This window comes from Psychrobacter sp. NC44 (genome assembly GCF_904846655.1).
Lineage (GTDB): Bacteria > Pseudomonadota > Gammaproteobacteria > Pseudomonadales > Moraxellaceae > Psychrobacter.
Genome location: NZ_CAJHBN010000008.1, coordinates 98,689 through 116,887 on the forward strand (window position 1 = coordinate 98,689; position 18,199 = coordinate 116,887).

Genomic DNA, 18,199 nt, shown 5'->3' on the forward strand with positions numbered 1-18,199 from the left:
TTAGTCATAATCATCAAAGATTTTATTAAGTCTGTTGAGACTATTAACGATGAGCTTGCCTGATTGATCGGTACTGCTATCAATAAGTAATTTCTCATCCATACGCATCGTCAGCGGTGCAAGCGCTTCTTTTAATGCGTTTGCTATAAGCGCGGTCTGCTGAGTGATATCAGGCGCATCGCTATCTACGGTTTGATGCTCTTCATTTTTAATCAGGCTTTCAGTTAGACTATTAGACAGGCTATTGGCCATTTTCTGTGCCAGCTCTTCAACGGCATCGACCAGCTGCACCATCAGCGCTTTTTGCACCTCTTGGTTTTGCTTAAGATACTCGCCTTCTACCTTTTCAGCATTGTGATCATGCTTATATATTTGCATCAATTGATTCAGACTTTTCTCAAAGCCATTATCGATACTATCGCTGACAACTTTGGCATTATTGATCACGCTATCGGCAAGGATTTTCTGTGCTTCTAATTGACCGTTTAACTGGGCATCGAGTTGCGCTTGCTGTCCTGCTTCTCGTAAGCGAGCAATTTGCTCAGGATCATTTTTCGTTAAGTATGTCTCAAACTGGCTACTGATGGCATTGAAGCCACTGGCCAAGTCGACCAACTGGGCAACGATACGCGCGCCCGTATCGCCATCTTCACCGCCCATGGCTTTATTACGTAAAAAGTCTGCTTTGATTTGCGTCCAACGCTGCATTTCTGCTTCGGTCAACACACCGCGCATCTCGCCAAGCTTGAGCAGATTGCTCTCTGCGCCTTGGGTCAGTAGCTGTGACTCTCCCAAATAGTGATCGTCTATCAGCTGGTTCAGCTCACTCTTATTCATGACCGCCGACAGCTTTTCGGTCATCTTATTCATATTACGATAACTGCCTTGCAGCTTAAATATCGGCTCAACGCGGTACTTATCGTCTTGAGAGGCGGAAGCAATATACGCTTGGTTAACATCCAGAATGACTTCTTGCACCATAAACATATGACGCAAGATCGCGACAATCTCATTAATCTCTGAAGTGCTATACGGATACGTCAAATCACCGCTTTGAGCTTGGGCAAGGTTGGCATTGTCCGCTTTCGCCATTTTGATGAGACGATGAACATCCGCTAGGTCGCGGTTGGCCAGTGGCGCGAGAACGGTGTTAGAAGTGAGCGAGTTTTCGATATAACTGAGCGCAAACACTTCTTCCATGCCGCTCATGATATCGCCTAAGTTGTAGATATCGGCACGGTTGGCGAGCATGTCTGGCACTTTGAAGGCTTCGCCGCTCTCAGTATACGGGTTACCCGCCATGACCACGCAGAACTTTTTGCCACGCATGTCATAGGTTTTGGTTTTACCTTGCCAGACGCCATCGATACGGCGTGTACCATCACCCAATGAGATAAACTTCTGCAAAAATTCCGCATGTGTATGCTGAATGTCATCGAGATAAAGCATGACATTATTGCCCATCTCAAAGGCCAAATTGATTTTATTCAGCTCTTCTCGTGCGGTGGCATTGGGCGCTTTTTCTGGATCTAATGAGGTGACGTCATGACCAAGTGACGGACAGTTAATCTTCATAAAAATTAAGCCGAGACGGTTTGCCACATACTCCATCAAGGTGGTTTTACCATACCCTGGTGGCGATATCATCATGAGAATACCCATCAAATCGGTACGCTTATCTTCACCGACCGTACCCATCTGTTTGGCAAGGTTATCACCGATGAGTGGTAGATAGCTCTCATTAATCAGACGGTTACGTACAAATGAAGACAATGGACGCGGCATAAACTCGTCCAGTCGCAACGTCTCTTTTGAATCATGCAAAATCTCTGAGCGCATGGCTAGATAACGTCTATAGGCAGGAATGACTTGGGTATCATGATGATGCAGACGATTTAAGAAGTCATCAACGGCAAAGGTTAAGGTCTGCTGATGGATACGCGTATGCTCACCTAGCAAATTATTGACTTGTATCTCAAGCGACACCTTACCCGTGCTACGCTCAAAGCTTTGCACTTGGTTGAGCGGGTTGTTAATACTGGTCAATGAAGGCGTTGACGAGGTAATTGATGAAAATGACAAAGCCGATGGTGTGGCATTTGCGCCGGTACTGCTTAGTCCCTGATTGCCTAGCCCTTTAACACCCAATCCTTTATCAAAAGTAGCACCTGAATCAATCAATCGCTGCACCAAAGCTTCACGTTGGGCATCGTTCAATTGAGTAAGTAAAACGGCTATCGCCTCCGGCACATAATGACGGCCACTTTCTAAATGCTGCTTGCGTAGCGCGTTTTGTGCTTCAATCTCGGCCAGCTGAGCTTCGCTGAGTGCTTCGCCTGCTTCATTGGTGCCATCAGTCGCTACGTTAGCCGATTCGGTACCACCGTAAGTTTTCTCAAGCAATGCATGAAACCAAGTTGACAACAGCTCATAGGCTGATTTGGGTTGGAATCCAAGCTTGCTAATAGAAGACTGTAGTTGATCAAAACTGGCCGTCGCTTGCATACTACCTGAAGCACTATTTAGCGTTTGGCTTAGCTGCTCACACAACTGCTGCGCTTGTTGGCTGGTTTGCCAGTTTACTGTGCTGTTTGCGCCTGCACTGGTTTCAACCGACTGCCCCATCACGCTAACGAGATACTCACAGGCAAGTTGGACATAGCTTGGTTTGAAGATGTTAGCGCCGTTATCAACGCTATCCTCTTTATCAACGCTAGCACTGTCATCATTATGAGCCATAACAAAATGACGCATCACTTGGCTCATGTCCTCGACTAGTAAAGACTTAGCCGTATCACTACCCAATGCACGGCGTAGTTGCTCTGCGGTCGCGGCTCTATCCGTCCAGTTGCTCGCGCGCGTCAGCACGGATTCATTTAACCAAGCGTCATAACCGAATTGGCGTAAGCTGTCTAAGCCCAATGCTTGAACGATATTGAGCTGCCAATAAAATAGCTGCGCCAATGCCCGTACTTGAGGGGTATAAATCAGCAGTCCTGCCTCACGTAGAGTCGGTAATATTTGCATCAGTAATAGCGTGGCATCATGGTCATGAATGCCTTTGTCATAGCCGAGCTGATAGCGAGGGGTGGCGTAAGCTTTGACCAGTTTGGACAAGGGGCTGTCATTATCAATATCGCCATTAATATCGAGAGTAATAACCGTCGCATCGTATGCTTGATATAGACGCGCTTCGGTCAAACCTTCTTGGCTGTTCTTGGCACTTTCGATAATGCTATAGGCTAAGTACTCCGCGCGGTAAACGGTATCAGACTCGGAGGCAATATTCATATCCCAATACGGGCGCAAGGCGTTTAGCTCAGCATTATTAAGCACTTCATAATAGTCGGTACCCGTTAGATGCAAATTCAGCACACGCTTGCCATCTGACTGCTGACGACTCAATAAAGTCAAATCAAGTGGCTGAGTATTAACTGAAAAGCGGTGCTTACCCAGTTTGATGATCTGACCACCATCTTCAAACAAATCCGACTTATCTTTTAAGCTCTTATAACTCTCGATTTGAATGGCTTTTAAGCGCGCATCGATGTCATCGGCTTTTACGCTAAAGCCCATCGCTTGCAGCTCTTTTGCGATGTTGCGGACTTTTTGTACCAAACCATCAGCCGCAAAATACGTATTTAACGCCTCTTCCTCTGTAAAGCCTGTGACACCAGTACTTTGCGTGCGTTTTTTAATACTTTCAAGCATTCGCAGCGCACCATCACCTAAGTTTTGCGCTTTACGGTTGCGAGCATCGAGCAATTGCTGCTTATGATTTTCAAAGGTCTCGTAAATCTCTTCACGCTTGCTGATGATGTCGGCTAAAAACTGATCGCCGCTGTTGGTCTCTGGATCAGCGAATTGGCTCTCTAACTCTTCTAGCTGTACCAACAATTTTGCCATTTGCTCGTCTGATTTTTCAGGGGTGTTGGCAATGGATAAGGCGTTGGCAATCGATTGACCAAATAGCTTAAATTGCGCGCCAAATTGCGCCACGGCCTCCGCTGAGCCTAAATTTTTGCGTTTGTGATTGAGCTTGGCTTTACTCTGGTTCAAGCTCGCATAAATAGTCGATATATCATCGATAATTTGCGTACGTACCGTGGCATCAGCTACATCTAATGTGCCTAGTAACTCGGTTAATAAATCTAACCCTTGCGCCGTCTCGTCAATTTTTTCTAATACAGGTTTTAGCTCGGCATTGGTTTCAGCGGTGTTTAAACGCTCACTGACATCGACCAATATGCCTTCGTAACTCGAAAGTGCTTCTTCGCCACTTAAGAACAGCACGGTCTTTTCAGCGAGCTCGCTTTCTGCTTCTTCTAACTGTGTCTGTAATGCTTGTAGCTTATCAGCATCTAAATAACGCAAATCTTCCAAGCTGACCAAACGGCCTTTTTGGTGTCTTAACGCTGACAGCTGATCGACATAATCACTGGCAGACTCAAAACTAGTGACGCGTATCTGCCGCAAAATCTCACTTTGCTGCGTATCAGCATCGGCTAGTGCGGTTTGGGTTTGCTTCTGGATACTTTGTACTTTGGCGAACTCATCAATAACCAGCTCAGCCGTGGCCGTCACTTCTTTAATACTACTAGCGACTTCGCTCAGCTCAGGCTCAGACAACCAATAATAGCTGTCAAAGAGTCTGCTGGTATTATTGGTAAGCTCTTCATAGAGCTTCTGTGATACGCTTTGATTATCAATCAGGCGAGTAATGCTATAAAGGTCTGAGATACCGCGCACCAGTTCTTTATTGCCAATCTTGCCATAAAAACTCGTGCTCTCTGGCAGCTCACTCACATACTCGTGTGAGGCATAAGGCGTGTGCCAGATTTGCATTGGGTGAATACGAGACGGCTCACTTTGGTCACTAAACAGCACCAAGCGGCCATTCTCTGCCAAAGCCATACCGTTGCAATAAATAGGATTTGCCAATTGCTTTTTAATCAGGTTATAAGGGAACAGCCCCGTGACACCCAAGTCTCTGTCGTAAAATAAGAATAAAACATCTTCCCCATTTGGCGAGATAATTTTACGCTTAAACCGTAAGTCAGTAGCACCAACGTTATTGGCCTCAAACAGCTTATACTCACCCGTCTGTAGATAATAACCACCCGGAAACATGATGCCGTGGTCTTCTGGTAGCTGGACACATGATTGACCAATCGCATCCAATCGCAGCACCGCTTCGGTCAAAGTGTTATAAACGAAATAACGGTAGTCCTCTTCACGATAAGGCAATATCTTAAGCAGTATTAGACTGCCCACTTTGGCATACGCAATCTCAGCATCGGTCAGCGACTGGGTACGGTCATTGACAGGTTCGCTATAAATACCTTGCCCTGACTGCGTATTGTCCTCAATCTTGATGGTCAGATCGCCACCGACCGTTTCCACAAATATCGTGTCTAAGATATTCATATGCGGATATTTACCATTCACCATTTGATCGCGTGTGGTCTCAATCCAGTCAAAATCATAAGCAGGCGGCAGCTCAATATCACGCTCGCCTCGATTGTCCACATAGGCGACTTGCGCCGACTCTGGCGTACCTTGGCTAAAATCTAGCGCAAAACGGAACACTCGAATATCGGTGATACGCTCGCCAATCTGAAACGCCAACAGTAATTTGCTGTCTTTAACTGTTATTTGAATCAGGCGCGTTTGCTTGTAGTATCGATACAGCTCATTGAAGTCTTGGACAAAGGCATCTTGAGCCAAAAAAGTGCCTTTTAAGTCAACCTCTTCAAGCTGATACTCTTCTTCATTACCAACTGGCTCGTTCAGACGATATAACGACAATACGTCCTTAATATTACTCGCGCGTTTGAGCCCCATAAAAACGTTGTAGCCAAACAGTAAATAATCACCGACCTGCACCATGTCTTGCGCCACACAGTTGTACTCGGTACGAATACGAGTACGGGCAATGACTTGCATTTGGGTGCTACCAAACTCTTCAAGACGTGCATTATTGAGCGTAGCAGTCTGTTGCTCTAAACGGCTGCCTTGCTCCGTTAGACGTTTTTTGATGAGCTCATAAGCATTGCCTGAAGCAACTGCCTGATCGGTTCGGTTAGCTTGATTAGCGCTATTATTATCGTTGCTATCTGAGTTCTTTGAAGTTTGCGTATCCGCCATCGTTGCTCGTCCGTTTTTGTTTTTACATAATATAGTCAATCCTTTATAAAAGAGCTACAGCATTAACCTCGCTTGAAGTATCACATATACATCTGCACTCGGTTGCCTTGACCCTCTTTTAAACTGAATCCACTATAAGAGAATTTTGGGCAATAAAGAATCATTAAAAGTAAAGAAGCACTTGGCTAATCTAAAAAAACGAGTGGTCACTGCTGTTTTTTTAGATTAACCAACTCATCATGATTCGTCGTTCCGAATCACCCTGAGTTAGCAAAAAAATCTGCCGCCTAAACGACAGATTCTTTATTTTAGAAAATATTACTCATTCACACTGTTAGATAAAAACTTGCTCACTAATACTTACCTCATTAAGGCTAGTCCTTTAGACCTTATTAATAAGTCGTTTTATCATCATTTGTCTGGTTTGATTTCATAGCTTGACTGGCCATCACACCATTGATGATACCGCTCAAGGTGTCTGACTTACCTGCTAGGCCATCGATGGCTTTACCGATAGACAGTGACTTGGCAAAGTTGTCAAAGAAATGCGCTTCGCCGCCAACAATATCGATTTTGGCTTTCTGTAACGCCACAGCCAATACTTCAGCATTTTCTTTCGCAATCTCTTTACCAGCATCAATTGAGGCAAGCGCTTCTTGCAAGGCCGTCTCAAGGCTCATGCGGAACTCTTCGTGCTCACGTGCTTCTTTACTCATGCTACCCATGGCATTGAATTTCTCGACCAGACCATCTGCTTCGGCTTGGAAATGCGCACGAGTAACTTCGGCTTTTGCCAATCCAACTTCACGTTCTGCTTTGGCATTTGACTCACCGCGAGCCGCGATAACTTGAGCATCTGCCATGCCTTTTTCACGCTCAGCTCTGGCGGTAGATTCACCGCGAGCGGCGATGATTTCTGCATCGACCATACCGATATCACGTTCAGCTTTTGCCTTAGATTCGCCACGAGCCGCGATAACCTCAGCATCTGCCATGCCTTTTTCACGATCTGATTGCGCTTCAGCTTGTCCAGTCGCTTTGATAACATTGGCTTTCGCAATACCTTCTTTTTCCAAAGAAGCCGCTTTGACTTCTTGGATAGCTGCTTCAGCAAAGCCATGTGCTGACTCTTCTGCTTTGGTACCTTCGGCCATCTTAATTTTGGCTTCTGAATCTTTGGCGGATGCTTCAAGATTCGCAGCGGCAAGTGTGGTGATTTCGACGGCTTTGTGCTTGGCAGATAGCTCTTCTGCTTCGGCTTTTTTCACCTGACGTACTTTGATTTCTTCCGCATCGGCTTCTGCTGCTAGGACACGTGTTTGCTTAGAACGCTCCGCTTCGCTAATTTCGCGAACTTCTTTGATACGCTCTTCTTCTTGCGCAACGGTTTTGTCCACTGCGATACGTTCACGAATGACGTTGGCGATTTCTTTTTTCTCAAGCTCAATCGCGCGTTCAGCCTCGATACGTTGCAAGTCAACTTCACGCTCACGAGAGACAATTTCTAAATCACGGGCACGCGTGACTTTTTCTTCTTCGATGACGACCGCACGCAGACGATTTTGTCCTGCTACTTCGATTTCACGCTGCTGATTCTCACGCTGAATGGCCAAATCCTGCTCAACCGAGATAACAGCCGTTTCAGACTTTTTACGCTCTTCTTCTTCAATCTTGCGGGTTTCAGCTGTTTCTCGTGCAATCACTGACGAGATTTCACGTTGCTGTTTAGCTTCGGCATCGGCTTGCTGACGCTCTAGCTCTAGCATTGCCTCTCTGGTTTCGACATTCTTTTTCTTAACCGCCAACTCTTCATCACGCTCAAGCTCATTTGTGATGACGTTTTGGAAAGCCGTTAATTGAGTAATCTTTTTGATACCTTCAGCATCTAAGATATTGCTTGAATCTAATGACGCTTTTGGCGTTTGCTCTAAATAATCAATCGCCACATCTTCTAAGACATAGCCATTCAGATCGTTACCAATTTCTTGAACGATGCTGTCACGAAACTCGCTGCGGTTTTCAAACAGTTTGACGAAATCAATCTGCTTACCAACTGTTTTTAAGGCTTCAGAGAACTTAGCATTAAACAGCTCATTAACAGCGACTTTATCTGATGCGCGTTCAACCCCAACCGATTTAGCAACTTTTAGCACATCTTCTTCGGTTTCATTGACACGTAAATAAAATGCTACGGTGATATCAGCACGCATGTTGTCTGCGCAAATCAAACCTTCTTTACCGCGTCTGTCCACTTCTAACGTGATGAGCGATATGCGCATCAATTCTTTTTTGTTGATGACTGGCCAAACAAAACCACCATCAAAACGTACGGCAATTTTACTCACACCGTTAATAATGAGTGCTTTGCCCTGCTCGACCTTAAAGTAAAAGGCCTTGAGCATCAATAGTGCGACCATCATAAAAACAAACGCCAGCACTACAACCACGCCGACGATAATGAGTGTGTCCATATCCATTCCTTTAATTAAAACATTCCATAATCCATTCAATATAAATCAAATACTCTATCAAGCCTGCTAACTCTACTATTTATAGCACTGTTTATAGCATATGCGCTTTATAGCCCTGTCACGCACCATTCTGATATCTGAACTACATTGAACCGACTATAACCAAATTTAAAACGATTCGTGCTATTTCTAAAAACTTGCTATTTCTGACAATCAATTACTTCTAAAAACAATTAGCTTTATTCATACTTCTACAATATTTTTTTATCTTCCACGACAACAACTCGATAAGTATTGGCATCTTTTAGATACTCCACCAACATCACTCGATCGCCTTGTTTTAGCAAACCATCATTGGTGTCTGAACGAATCTTTAATATCAATCCTGCACCGCCATCATTTAGCTCTGCTTCGCCATGTTTATCTGTGACACTAAGCGTACGCACAACAGCGATCTTACCCACATTATTAGACGAATTACGTTTGGGAATTTTGGCGATATTTTTGCGAATCGGCGAAATAATAATACCTGTCAACCACATAGAGACGACCAATACGAAAATGAGCGCCCCTGTACCGAATAAATAATACAGAACGCCAGAATCGAAATATTGGTGTAAAAAGCTAGTATATAAATAGCTAAGCAACCAACCGATCAAGCTAATTAAGCTTAGTATGATGATTAAAGGGACACCGTAAAGACCAAATTTGAGCATGAGACCGGTGAAAAAACCAGTCGATGATAAGGTAGAGACCTCAGCATCACCGCCTGACTCACCAAGGTCTACGCTATCCATATCTGCCATTCCGAGTAAAGACACAACCCAATATAAAGTGACGAACATCACAAGCCCCGTAAAAATAATCGTGGGATATAAACTGATTTTAGTGATAAAGACTAAAAAAGCTTCTTGCATTACGCGTACTCTCCTTTTGCTCACCCAATCTATTAGCTCTATGACTTGGTTATACAAATTGGTATTATGTGGATGATGCTCACTCGAATTAATGCTGACAAGTTTACATTTTTTAAATCAACTTATGTTGCTTTATCGAGAATTATATATACATTCCATTACATAATACATAGGTTTTGCCTTTAGCGCCCCCATATCGGCGAGCGCACGATTCCGCCCACCTTACTCACAATCGCATAGCTTGTATTACCAGATAATGAGTGAATGACCAAACTTCCACCATTTTGACCGTCCACTTGTGAAAGCTTTGTCGGATAGACAGCATACTGTGCAGATGGTGACAGACGCGCTGGTTCATCAAGTCCCGTCTCTGCTAGATTGATAACTTGCCCTGTAGCCAGCGTCATAACGGCGGCCTTACGACCATTGAGATAGGCCATACGCTGACCGTCCAAGCTCAGTTGCGGACTGGCGACATAGCCACTTGTTAGCACAGGCGTGGCACTAGCAGTCTCGAAGTTATAGCGATAGATACGTGGGCGTCCAGCGCGGACTTTATCACTGGTATAGACAAAACTTTGCCCATCACTGGCGTAACTTGGCTGTACTTCTGTGCTCGGTAACGTAGTGAGCTGTGTGGTCTTACCGTCGCTCAGACGCATCTCATAGATATCAGCATTGCCGCCGACCGTTGAGCTATAGAGGAGTTTTTGCCCATTAGGTGAGAACGACGCTGACATATTGCTGCCTTCAGCATTTACCGCAAGGTTACGGATGTTGCTTTTGCGATCATAGATATAAATCTTAGGATGCTGGCGCGGCGCTTGTTTACTATATGCCAGCAGTTGCCCATCAGCTGACCACGCTGGCGCATAAATATAACCATCAAGCTGATCGATTAACTGACGATCACTACCATCAGGACGAATGCTATAAAGCGTTGATATCTTTGCAGCTCCGACTCCTTGCTCCTCGACATAGGCAATACGCCCTTGCCGATCTATCGCTGACATTTGCGCCGTTAGTGGATTGCTCACACTCATATTATTAGCAGGTGCTTGCATCGTTTTAGACATCGTACTAGGCAAGGTCTGACACCCCGTCAACAGAATAAAAGTCGTTAGTGCGGTGATATTACTTATCGTTCGTATATTGACGGATGATTTTGATACAAGCATTTTTGACATAAAATAACGTCCAATAAAGTGTTGATTATTGCGTACTGAGAATCTTGACAATTAAGGCTAAAAGATTGAGCGCATTAAAGCATCCTAGCCTACATACTTTACTTAACAGCAAATGACAGTGTAGCGTAAACCATGCCAAATTTTGGACAAAAAAATACCCCACTAGATAGTGAGGCATTTTTAAAACTACATCTGACTTTTATAGAACATTGCTTTTATTCAACATTGCTTTTCGCAAATACTATTCAAAAACCATTTGTAATGATTGAATTATTTAGAAACGGCTTTGAAATGGGCAACTTGATTGCTATTGGTAATAGTCAAGATAGGCGTGTTATTGGCATTTTTACTGATGCTATATTTACCTTGTACGGTCGCTAAAGTCGCAGTATCAAAACTTGCTTGTGGCTCAGGGCATGCCATCATAGTAGATAAAACGTTGCCTAATACGACATTGCCATTCACCACCTTGTAGTCAGCGCCCATGTTATTACAGGTGTTCATAAAGGTCACACGGTCACTGCCGCTGTCTTTGAAGAACTTTAGCGTCAACGGCTTCGCTGGATCAAAGAACAATTGGCTAACCTTATCGCCATTGCTGCGTTTTGCGTCAACGAGCTGCCAATCATATGCTTGTAGCGTATTAGAAGTAATTGGTTGAGTCACTGGCGCTGTTACGCTAGGGGTGGTTTGGCAACCAGCAGCCAACGTACCTACCGCAAGTGTCGCTGCCATCATCATTTTAGTCATGTTTTTCATATAAGCTCCTATAGTGGTTTTTTTAGAATAAAAAATAACTCTTATCCTAAACATTCGTTTTTATTATGATTAATTTACTGTTTTATTCATTACTCTCAATAATGCGGTCATTATGCACAACTGGAGCTTAACTGTCATTATAGATTGAGTGTATGATTACCCTGTTATTTGTTGCGCTCTATAGTCTTTTTGCTAACCTCTATTGTTAGACAGTACATTAACTGCTAACACTTTTTATATAACTTCTCGAATATACCCTAAAAACCGATAATTTCTCGTTAAAATTACCGTTTTACTCATTTATGCTAGGCATTACTCTAGATTGGCGAGGTTCTGTTGTTGCAAAGCAGCATAGCCTACCAAACGTTTGCGCTCAGCCTCACTAAATAGCTGCTGTTCGATTTGATTGATTTGGGTTTGTGCTTGCGTTTTATCTGCACTTTGATTTAATAAGCGCTGTTTTTGGGCTTGATATTGGTCGAAACGTTGAGCAAAGTTGGCATCTTCTGCATCGACTTGCGCGAGGCGTGCGGCGGCTGGAGCACCTACCAGATCACGACGCATGTTATACAATTCCTGAGCCGTTGCTTCTTTTGCTTGCATCTGTTTTGTGCGATTCATCAGCTCGTTCAGATTGGCTTGCTGGGTGATACCGGCTTTGAGCGCATTATCCGGCATACGGCTTATATAGTTCTGCCGTGTTGCCTCTTTTTGCACATCGTTTAGCTGCTGGTTTTGGTTAATTCTGACCATCTCCATACTATAATCATCATACTCTTCTTCTGCACCAAAGAAGGCGGTAATGGTTTCTTTAGTAAAATACTGCTGACGCAACTTGGCTACATCTTGCTTTTGCTGAGCGACGACATTTAGATCCAGTTCACCGCTTTTTGCCGCTTGTAATTGCAGATTGCCATAACGTTCTTCTATTTCAGTAATGGCTTTAAGATAGGTAATATATTGGTCAAATATAGCGACCGTTTGACTAGCGGCAGGCTCTGGCGTGTGGTGACGAATATAGCTTTCAACACGGGCATAAATAACCGCTTCATCTTCTTCACCCAGCGCCGACAAAAAATAATCGAATAAACGCCGTAGACCTTCAGTGACGACCAACTGCTTATTTTCGTCAATGATGATTTCGCCGTCAATTTGCGTGCCTTGTAATGAGCGCGGCAAATGCTCCAATCCAGTGACAAATAGAGACTGGTTTTGGGCGGCAGTTGTTTGCACTACTTGGCCATTATCCAGCGCAGTTGATAGAGTAGCATCAGCCTCATTAGTGAGGGCACTGGATACTGGTTGCGCTGTAGCCATACGTGTATTATCAGGTTTGAACCACATAATCACCGCCGCCGTTATGGCTATGCTAACCACGGCGATTATAACTATTGGTAGATAGGCTGGGCGGCGATTATTCGACATAGATGAGGGTTCTTTTTATAAGTCAGCTTAAAGGCTTATGTTTTTAAAAGCGTATGTTATTAAAAGCTTACATTATTAAAGGTTAGCGTTTTTAAGACGATTGACCTGAGTACGATAGATAGATTTTGGCTCAGAATCGCCCCATGCCGTCAGACCTAATACTTGATCGGCTGAATCCAAATGGTTCATTCTATAATTATCCCGAATCACATAACCAAGACGACTTGAGCAAGCAGACACCAACCCATCATTAGACTCGCCTGCAAATGGCACGCTCGTTGCTGCCAATAGATAATCACTAGGATCCAGTGCGCTCGTTATTTGCCCCACCCCGCTGAACGAATAATATTTAATGCCATTGACAGCAGTACTGGTCGGCTGACCACAATAATTTTTTGGCATTGCCGCAGGAAATTTGGCATTGAACTTAGCCGCACCATCGGTTGATAGAGCCACGAGCGCTTGCCAGCCATCTTGCTCTTGTATCTCTTTAAAACTGATACCTGAACCAACGTCTGTAAAGCCACCAATCAAATTGAACACGCCTGAGACTAGCTGTGTTGTGACATTGGATGGATTACCTGTGGTGTTGTTTGGCTCGAGGGTGTTTTTGACAAAATCTGCCGTTTTTGACCCTTGTTCTGGGCTTGAGACTGCCGTGACTGATGCGACATATTTTGGCGCGACGCCAGCGACATAGCGGATATCTATACCGCCTTGACTGTGTCCAAATAAATTGACTTTAGGCTCACCTGAAATGGCAGTGATGGTTTTGACTTGTTGTAGCAGCTGCTCTCCGCGAATCTCACTGTTATTGACGGCTGACGTTTTGGTGGTATATACCTCTGAGCCGCCTTTCATCAACTCTTGAGGAATGCCATTGAAGTAGTCGATAATCCCAAACAAGTTAGTGAAGCCGCCAAGACCATGTGCCATAACAATTGGGTATTTTGTATCAGTATGATTTGACGTCCAGTATTTGTTGCTGACCAGCTTACATCCGGTTGAATTGGCGCAATTATAGTATTGACCAGCAGCTTGAGCCGAGGTGGTTTGTAGAGCCATTAAGAGTACACCGGCACCGATAACACCAAGTGAGGGGAGAAATGCGCTGGGCGTGAAAGCCGAAGCTAGAGAAGTTTTTAGCGTCATAATAACGTCCTTGTTATCATTAATGTGGGTTATCTTTACCTCTCAAATACGACAGCAGAAGCGGCAAAGATTGCTGCTAATTCCTTTAGCATGCAAAATTACATTACTTATATCTTCTGTAACATTCAACTAAATTGTCAAAATATGAATATATTATCGTGACTAGAGGGTCACAACTGCCCCTACTTCGCTGTAAAGCAATTATTATCAATAATAATGATAGATTCACTATCACTTAACGTAAAACAGCGGCGTCTTCATTTATGTTATAATTCAAGCCATTAATTCCATAACTATAAGTAATATAATGATGACTAAAAAATCCCTTATCCAGTCCCCAGAAGCCATAGAAAAAATGCGCGTGGCCGGTAAACTTGCCAGTGATGTCCTTGTCATGCTCGATGAGCACGTTCGAGTTGGCATCAGTACCGAGGCACTTAACCAAATCGCCCATGACTATATTGTTAATGTGCAACAGGCTATTCCTGCACCGCTTAACTACAATGGCTTCCCAAAATCAATTTGTACCTCGATTAACCATGTGGTTTGTCATGGTATCCCAGCCGAAAACAAGCTACTCAAAGATGGTGACATCATCAATATCGATGTGACCGTGATAAAAGATGGCTACTATGGCGATACCTCAAAAATGTGGATCGTTGGTAACGGCTCTATCATGGCACAGCGTATCTGCAAAGTGGCACAAGACGCCCTATATGCTGGTATGAGTGTCGTCAAAAACGGTGCGCGTCTAGGTGATGTCGGTGCTGCTATCCAAGCAGTGGTCGAGCCTGAACGTTTCAGTATCGTTCGCGAGTTCTGTGGTCACGGCATTAGTAATGAGTTTCACCATGAGCCGCAAGTCATGCACTATGGCAAAAAAGGCACAGGCTTTGAGCTAAAAACAGGCATGACCTTTACCATCGAACCGATGATTAACCAAGGTACATGGCAAACCAAGATTTTGCCTGACGAATGGACGGCGATTACTAAAGACCGTAAGCTGTCAGCACAGTGGGAGCATACGATGGTCGTGACCGATAATGGCTGTGAGGTGTTTACCACTCGCCCTGAAGAAGATTTGAGTTTTTTGACCCAGTAATATCAAAAAAGATCGCCTAGGCGGTCTTTTTTTTGGCCAATAATTAGGTCATATTGAGTATTGTGCTCACCCGCTTTTTATCTTTATACTCTGATGACTTAATAACTTATATTGGTAACTTCTATTTGTGGCTTTTGTCAGCTACCAGCACACTGGTGATTCTACGCTTTTCAGCTGAAACGTTTTATTTTTAAACTCTTAACGGGATAACACTCATGTTTACTTGTGATGTCGCTTCTATCGATCTGACACCTTTACCTCTATTATCAAAGGATATAGCGACAAACGCGTCACTGCTAGCGGACACCCCTGTCACTGAAAAGTCGCTACTGGGTATTCCTCACTGGTTGACTCAAATTAATCAGGATATTAACCGTGCACTTGAACGCGGTGTCAATATTCGTCAATTGGTCGCGGCACGCTCTGGTGCGATTGACGAATTGCTGATTGCCTTGTTCAACTGGTTTGAGCTGGATAAGACAGATTTGGCTTTATTTGCCACAGGCGGTTATGGTCGCGGCGAGCTGTCGCTTTATTCAGACATCGACATTTTATTGCTCTCCCCTGATGAGATTGGTGCTGATGCCAGTGGGAAAATAGATCGGTTGGTGGCTCTATTGTGGGATATCGGATTAGAGCCTGCTCTCTCGGTACGTAGTGTTAATGACGCTTTAGAGGCGTCGCTCGATCACACCATTGCCAGTGCCCAGCTAGAAGCTCGGCTATTAATTGGTAATGAGGCTTTACAGGATGTGCCCGTTCAAATTGTCAATAAACAGTGGTCGCCACGTGAGTTTTTTGAAGTAAAAATCGCAGAAGCGAAAGCGCGATATTTACAGCACAATGCCACCGAGTACAACCTTGAACCCAATATAAAAACCGCCCCTGGTGGTCTACGCGACATTCATATCATCGGCTGGGTGACCAAACGCTATTTTCGAGTGGGTAAGCTTTATGACTTAGTACAACAAAACTTTTTGACTGAAAAAGAGTTCGATGAGCTGAACTTTGCAGAAGGTTATTTATGGCAAATACGTCATTATCTGCATGTATTGACTGGTCGCAACGAAAACAAGCTGCTGTTTGATTATCAGCGTGAAATTGCCCAGTTGATGGGTTATGAGACGCAGCCAGACGATCAACCAAATGCCGCCGTCGAGCGTTTTATGCGCGACTATTATCGCTGTGCCATGCAGATATCGACGCTGTCTGAGATGCTGACCAATCACTATTACGAGACGATTATAGAGCCGCAGTTGCCTGATGATGAGCGTCCAAAAAAGCAGCCAATCAATGCGCGCTTTAACCAAGTTGGTGACCAAATCGCCATGGCGCATCATCGGGTTTTTGCCCAGCATCCTGATGCTATCTTAGAGATGTTTTTACTGATGGGTCAGTACGGTATCAAAAACGTGCGCACTCATACGTTGCGTGCGCTAAAAATCGCCGCGCGTGGCATCGATCAAATCTACCGTGATAACCCCGCTCACCAAGCGCTCTTCTTAGCCAATTTAAAAGAGCAGAATTATCTGTTTCATCGCCTGCGTGCCATGAATCGCTATGGCGTCTTAGGCAGCTACATTCCTGCGTTCGCCCAAGTGACCGGTCTGATGCAATATGATTTATTTCACCGTTATACGGTTGATGCGCATACCTTATTTTTGATTCGGATTTTGCATCGCTTCACCGACCCACGGTTTTATGAAGATTTCCCACTGGTTAGCTCTATCTTTCAACGTATCGAGCGCAAGGAAATCTTGGTACTGGCCGCCATGTTTCATGATATTGCCAAAGGTCGCGGTGGCAACCATAGTGAGCTTGGACAAACTGAGTCGACTGAATTTTGTTTGGCGCATGGTATGAGTCTGGCAGATGCCAACTTGGTCGGTTGGCTCACTCGCTATCATTTATTGATGTCGATGACTGCTCAGAAAAAAGACATCTCAGATCCAGAAGTGGTCACTATTTTTGCCAATTTAGTCGGTAATGTCACCCACCTCAATCATTTATATGTGCTCACTGTTGCGGATATGAATGCGACCAATCCACAGTTGTGGAACAGCTGGCGTGCCACATTAATGAAACAGTTATACTCACAAACTCGGCGCATTTTGCGCGCTGATATCGATGCACCTACTAACCGCCAAGATATGATCAGTGCCACACGTACCCAAGCCTTAGCGATGCTCGATAATGTCAACAATCAACACATGAATCGTGATGAAGTCTTGAGGCTATGGGATGATTTGGGTGATGAATATTTCTTGAGAGAAATTCCTGAAGACATCTTATGGCATACCGAGGCCATTTTGAACCATCCGCCGATTGGTCTTGCTTCTAATGCGGATAGCCCGCCATTGGTGGTACTGCGTGAGCATCGTGAGTTGGCCCTTGATGCGGTACAGGTCTTTGTTTATACCCAAGATCAGACGAACCTGTTTGCAGTCACCATGGCTGTATTCGATCAAATGAACTTGGATGTTTTAGACGCCCGTATCATTACTGCTACCCGCGATTTTGCTTTGGACTCCTATGTACTGCTCGATCCCAGTGGCACATTATTGGTCGATGAGGACAGTCAACAAGAGCTCAAACAGCGCTTAATCAATGCTTTTAAAGACCCGACATTACTGAAACTTACCAATAAGCGCATACCGCGTCAGCTTAGACATTTTGAAGTAACCACGGTGATTAATTTTGAGTTTAACGAGGCTTCTGATCAGCATATTATGAGCTTGGAAACCCTTGATCAGCCGGGACTATTGGCAAGAGTAGGACAGGTATTTTTGCAGGAGAAAATTGAGGTACATGCGGCGCGTATCACCACTTTGGGCGAACGTGCAGAAGATATGTTTTATATCAGCGATCAAAATGATGAACCGCTATCTGCTGCTAGACTTGAAGCGCTACGATCCGCTTTGATGGCAAGTCTCAGTATGCAAAGAGAGCAGCCTGCTGCTTACAGCAAATGTGATTGAACAAATGGGCTTACAAGATAAGTCTAAGATAAATACTCGGCGTGTATCATCCATTCATTGA

General features: G+C 44.3%; 9 protein-coding genes. 2 read left to right on the plus strand and 7 right to left on the minus strand.

What is annotated here, in order from left to right; genetic code table 11:
- The 7 genes from JMX95_RS07965 to JMX95_RS07995 all read right to left on the minus strand — a co-directional run bounded on the left by JMX95_RS07965 (window position 1) and on the right by JMX95_RS07995 (window position 14,058).
- Window positions 1-6,147, minus strand: a complete 6,147-nt coding sequence (locus tag JMX95_RS07965) for a DNA repair ATPase (protein ID WP_201560472.1) — start codon at window positions 6,145-6,147, stop codon at window positions 1-3.
- A 392-nt stretch (window positions 6,148-6,539) separates the two neighbouring features.
- The gene (locus JMX95_RS07970; protein WP_201553113.1) at window positions 6,540-8,618 is read right to left on the minus strand and encodes a flotillin family protein; all 2,079 of its coding nucleotides are present in this window, start codon (window positions 8,616-8,618) and stop codon (window positions 6,540-6,542) included.
- Window positions 8,619-8,869: 251 nt separating this feature from the next.
- The gene (locus tag JMX95_RS07975) at window positions 8,870-9,535 is read right to left on the minus strand and encodes an OB-fold-containig protein (protein ID WP_201553110.1); all 666 of its coding nucleotides are present in this window, start codon (window positions 9,533-9,535) and stop codon (window positions 8,870-8,872) included.
- Between the two features lie 182 nt (window positions 9,536-9,717).
- The gene (locus tag JMX95_RS07980; RefSeq protein WP_201553107.1) at window positions 9,718-10,722 is read right to left on the minus strand and encodes a PD40 domain-containing protein; all 1,005 of its coding nucleotides are present in this window, start codon (window positions 10,720-10,722) and stop codon (window positions 9,718-9,720) included.
- A gap of 270 nt (window positions 10,723-10,992) precedes the next feature.
- The gene (locus JMX95_RS07985) at window positions 10,993-11,481 is read right to left on the minus strand and encodes an META domain-containing protein (protein WP_055125201.1); all 489 of its coding nucleotides are present in this window, start codon (window positions 11,479-11,481) and stop codon (window positions 10,993-10,995) included.
- A 312-nt stretch (window positions 11,482-11,793) separates the two neighbouring features.
- A complete protein-coding gene (locus tag JMX95_RS07990) occupies window positions 11,794-12,906 on the minus strand; it encodes a lipase secretion chaperone (protein ID WP_201560474.1) in 1,113 nt (370 codons plus the stop codon).
- Window positions 12,907-12,981: 75 nt separating this feature from the next.
- On the minus strand, window positions 12,982-14,058 hold the full coding sequence (locus JMX95_RS07995) for an esterase/lipase family protein (RefSeq protein ID WP_201553099.1): 1,077 nt from the start codon (window positions 14,056-14,058) through the stop codon (window positions 12,982-12,984).
- Between the two features lie 310 nt (window positions 14,059-14,368).
- Between JMX95_RS07995 and map the strand changes: the two genes are divergently transcribed.
- Window positions 14,369-15,160 (plus strand): type I methionyl aminopeptidase, encoded by a 792-nt coding sequence (gene map / locus JMX95_RS08000; RefSeq protein ID WP_372815769.1) that lies wholly within the window; start codon window positions 14,369-14,371, stop codon window positions 15,158-15,160.
- 215 nt (window positions 15,161-15,375) lie between these two features.
- Complete coding sequence (gene glnD, locus JMX95_RS08005; protein WP_201553096.1) at window positions 15,376-18,138, plus strand: [protein-PII] uridylyltransferase; 2,763 nt, start codon at window positions 15,376-15,378, stop codon at window positions 18,136-18,138.
- The last annotated feature ends 61 nt before the right edge of the window (window positions 18,139-18,199 follow it).

Excerpts from the sequence above, each read along its gene's own strand:
- JMX95_RS07965 (WP_201560472.1), bottom strand. The coding sequence starts at position 6,147 with ATGGCGGATACGCAAACTTCAAAGAACTCAGATAGCAACGATAATAAT.
- JMX95_RS07970 (WP_201553113.1), bottom strand. The coding sequence starts at position 8,618 with ATGGACACACTCATTATCGTCGGCGTGGTTGTAGTGCTGGCGTTTGTT.
- JMX95_RS07975 (WP_201553110.1), bottom strand. The coding sequence starts at position 9,535 with ATGCAAGAAGCTTTTTTAGTCTTTATCACTAAAATCAGTTTATATCCC.
- JMX95_RS07980 (WP_201553107.1), bottom strand. The coding sequence starts at position 10,722 with ATGTCAAAAATGCTTGTATCAAAATCATCCGTCAATATACGAACGATA.
- JMX95_RS07985 (WP_055125201.1), bottom strand. The coding sequence starts at position 11,481 with ATGAAAAACATGACTAAAATGATGATGGCAGCGACACTTGCGGTAGGT.
- JMX95_RS07990 (WP_201560474.1), bottom strand. The coding sequence starts at position 12,906 with ATGTCGAATAATCGCCGCCCAGCCTATCTACCAATAGTTATAATCGCC.
- JMX95_RS07995 (WP_201553099.1), bottom strand. The coding sequence starts at position 14,058 with ATGACGCTAAAAACTTCTCTAGCTTCGGCTTTCACGCCCAGCGCATTT.
- map (WP_372815769.1), top strand. The coding sequence starts at position 14,369 with ATGACTAAAAAATCCCTTATCCAGTCCCCAGAAGCCATAGAAAAAATG.
- glnD (WP_201553096.1), top strand. The coding sequence starts at position 15,376 with ATGTTTACTTGTGATGTCGCTTCTATCGATCTGACACCTTTACCTCTA.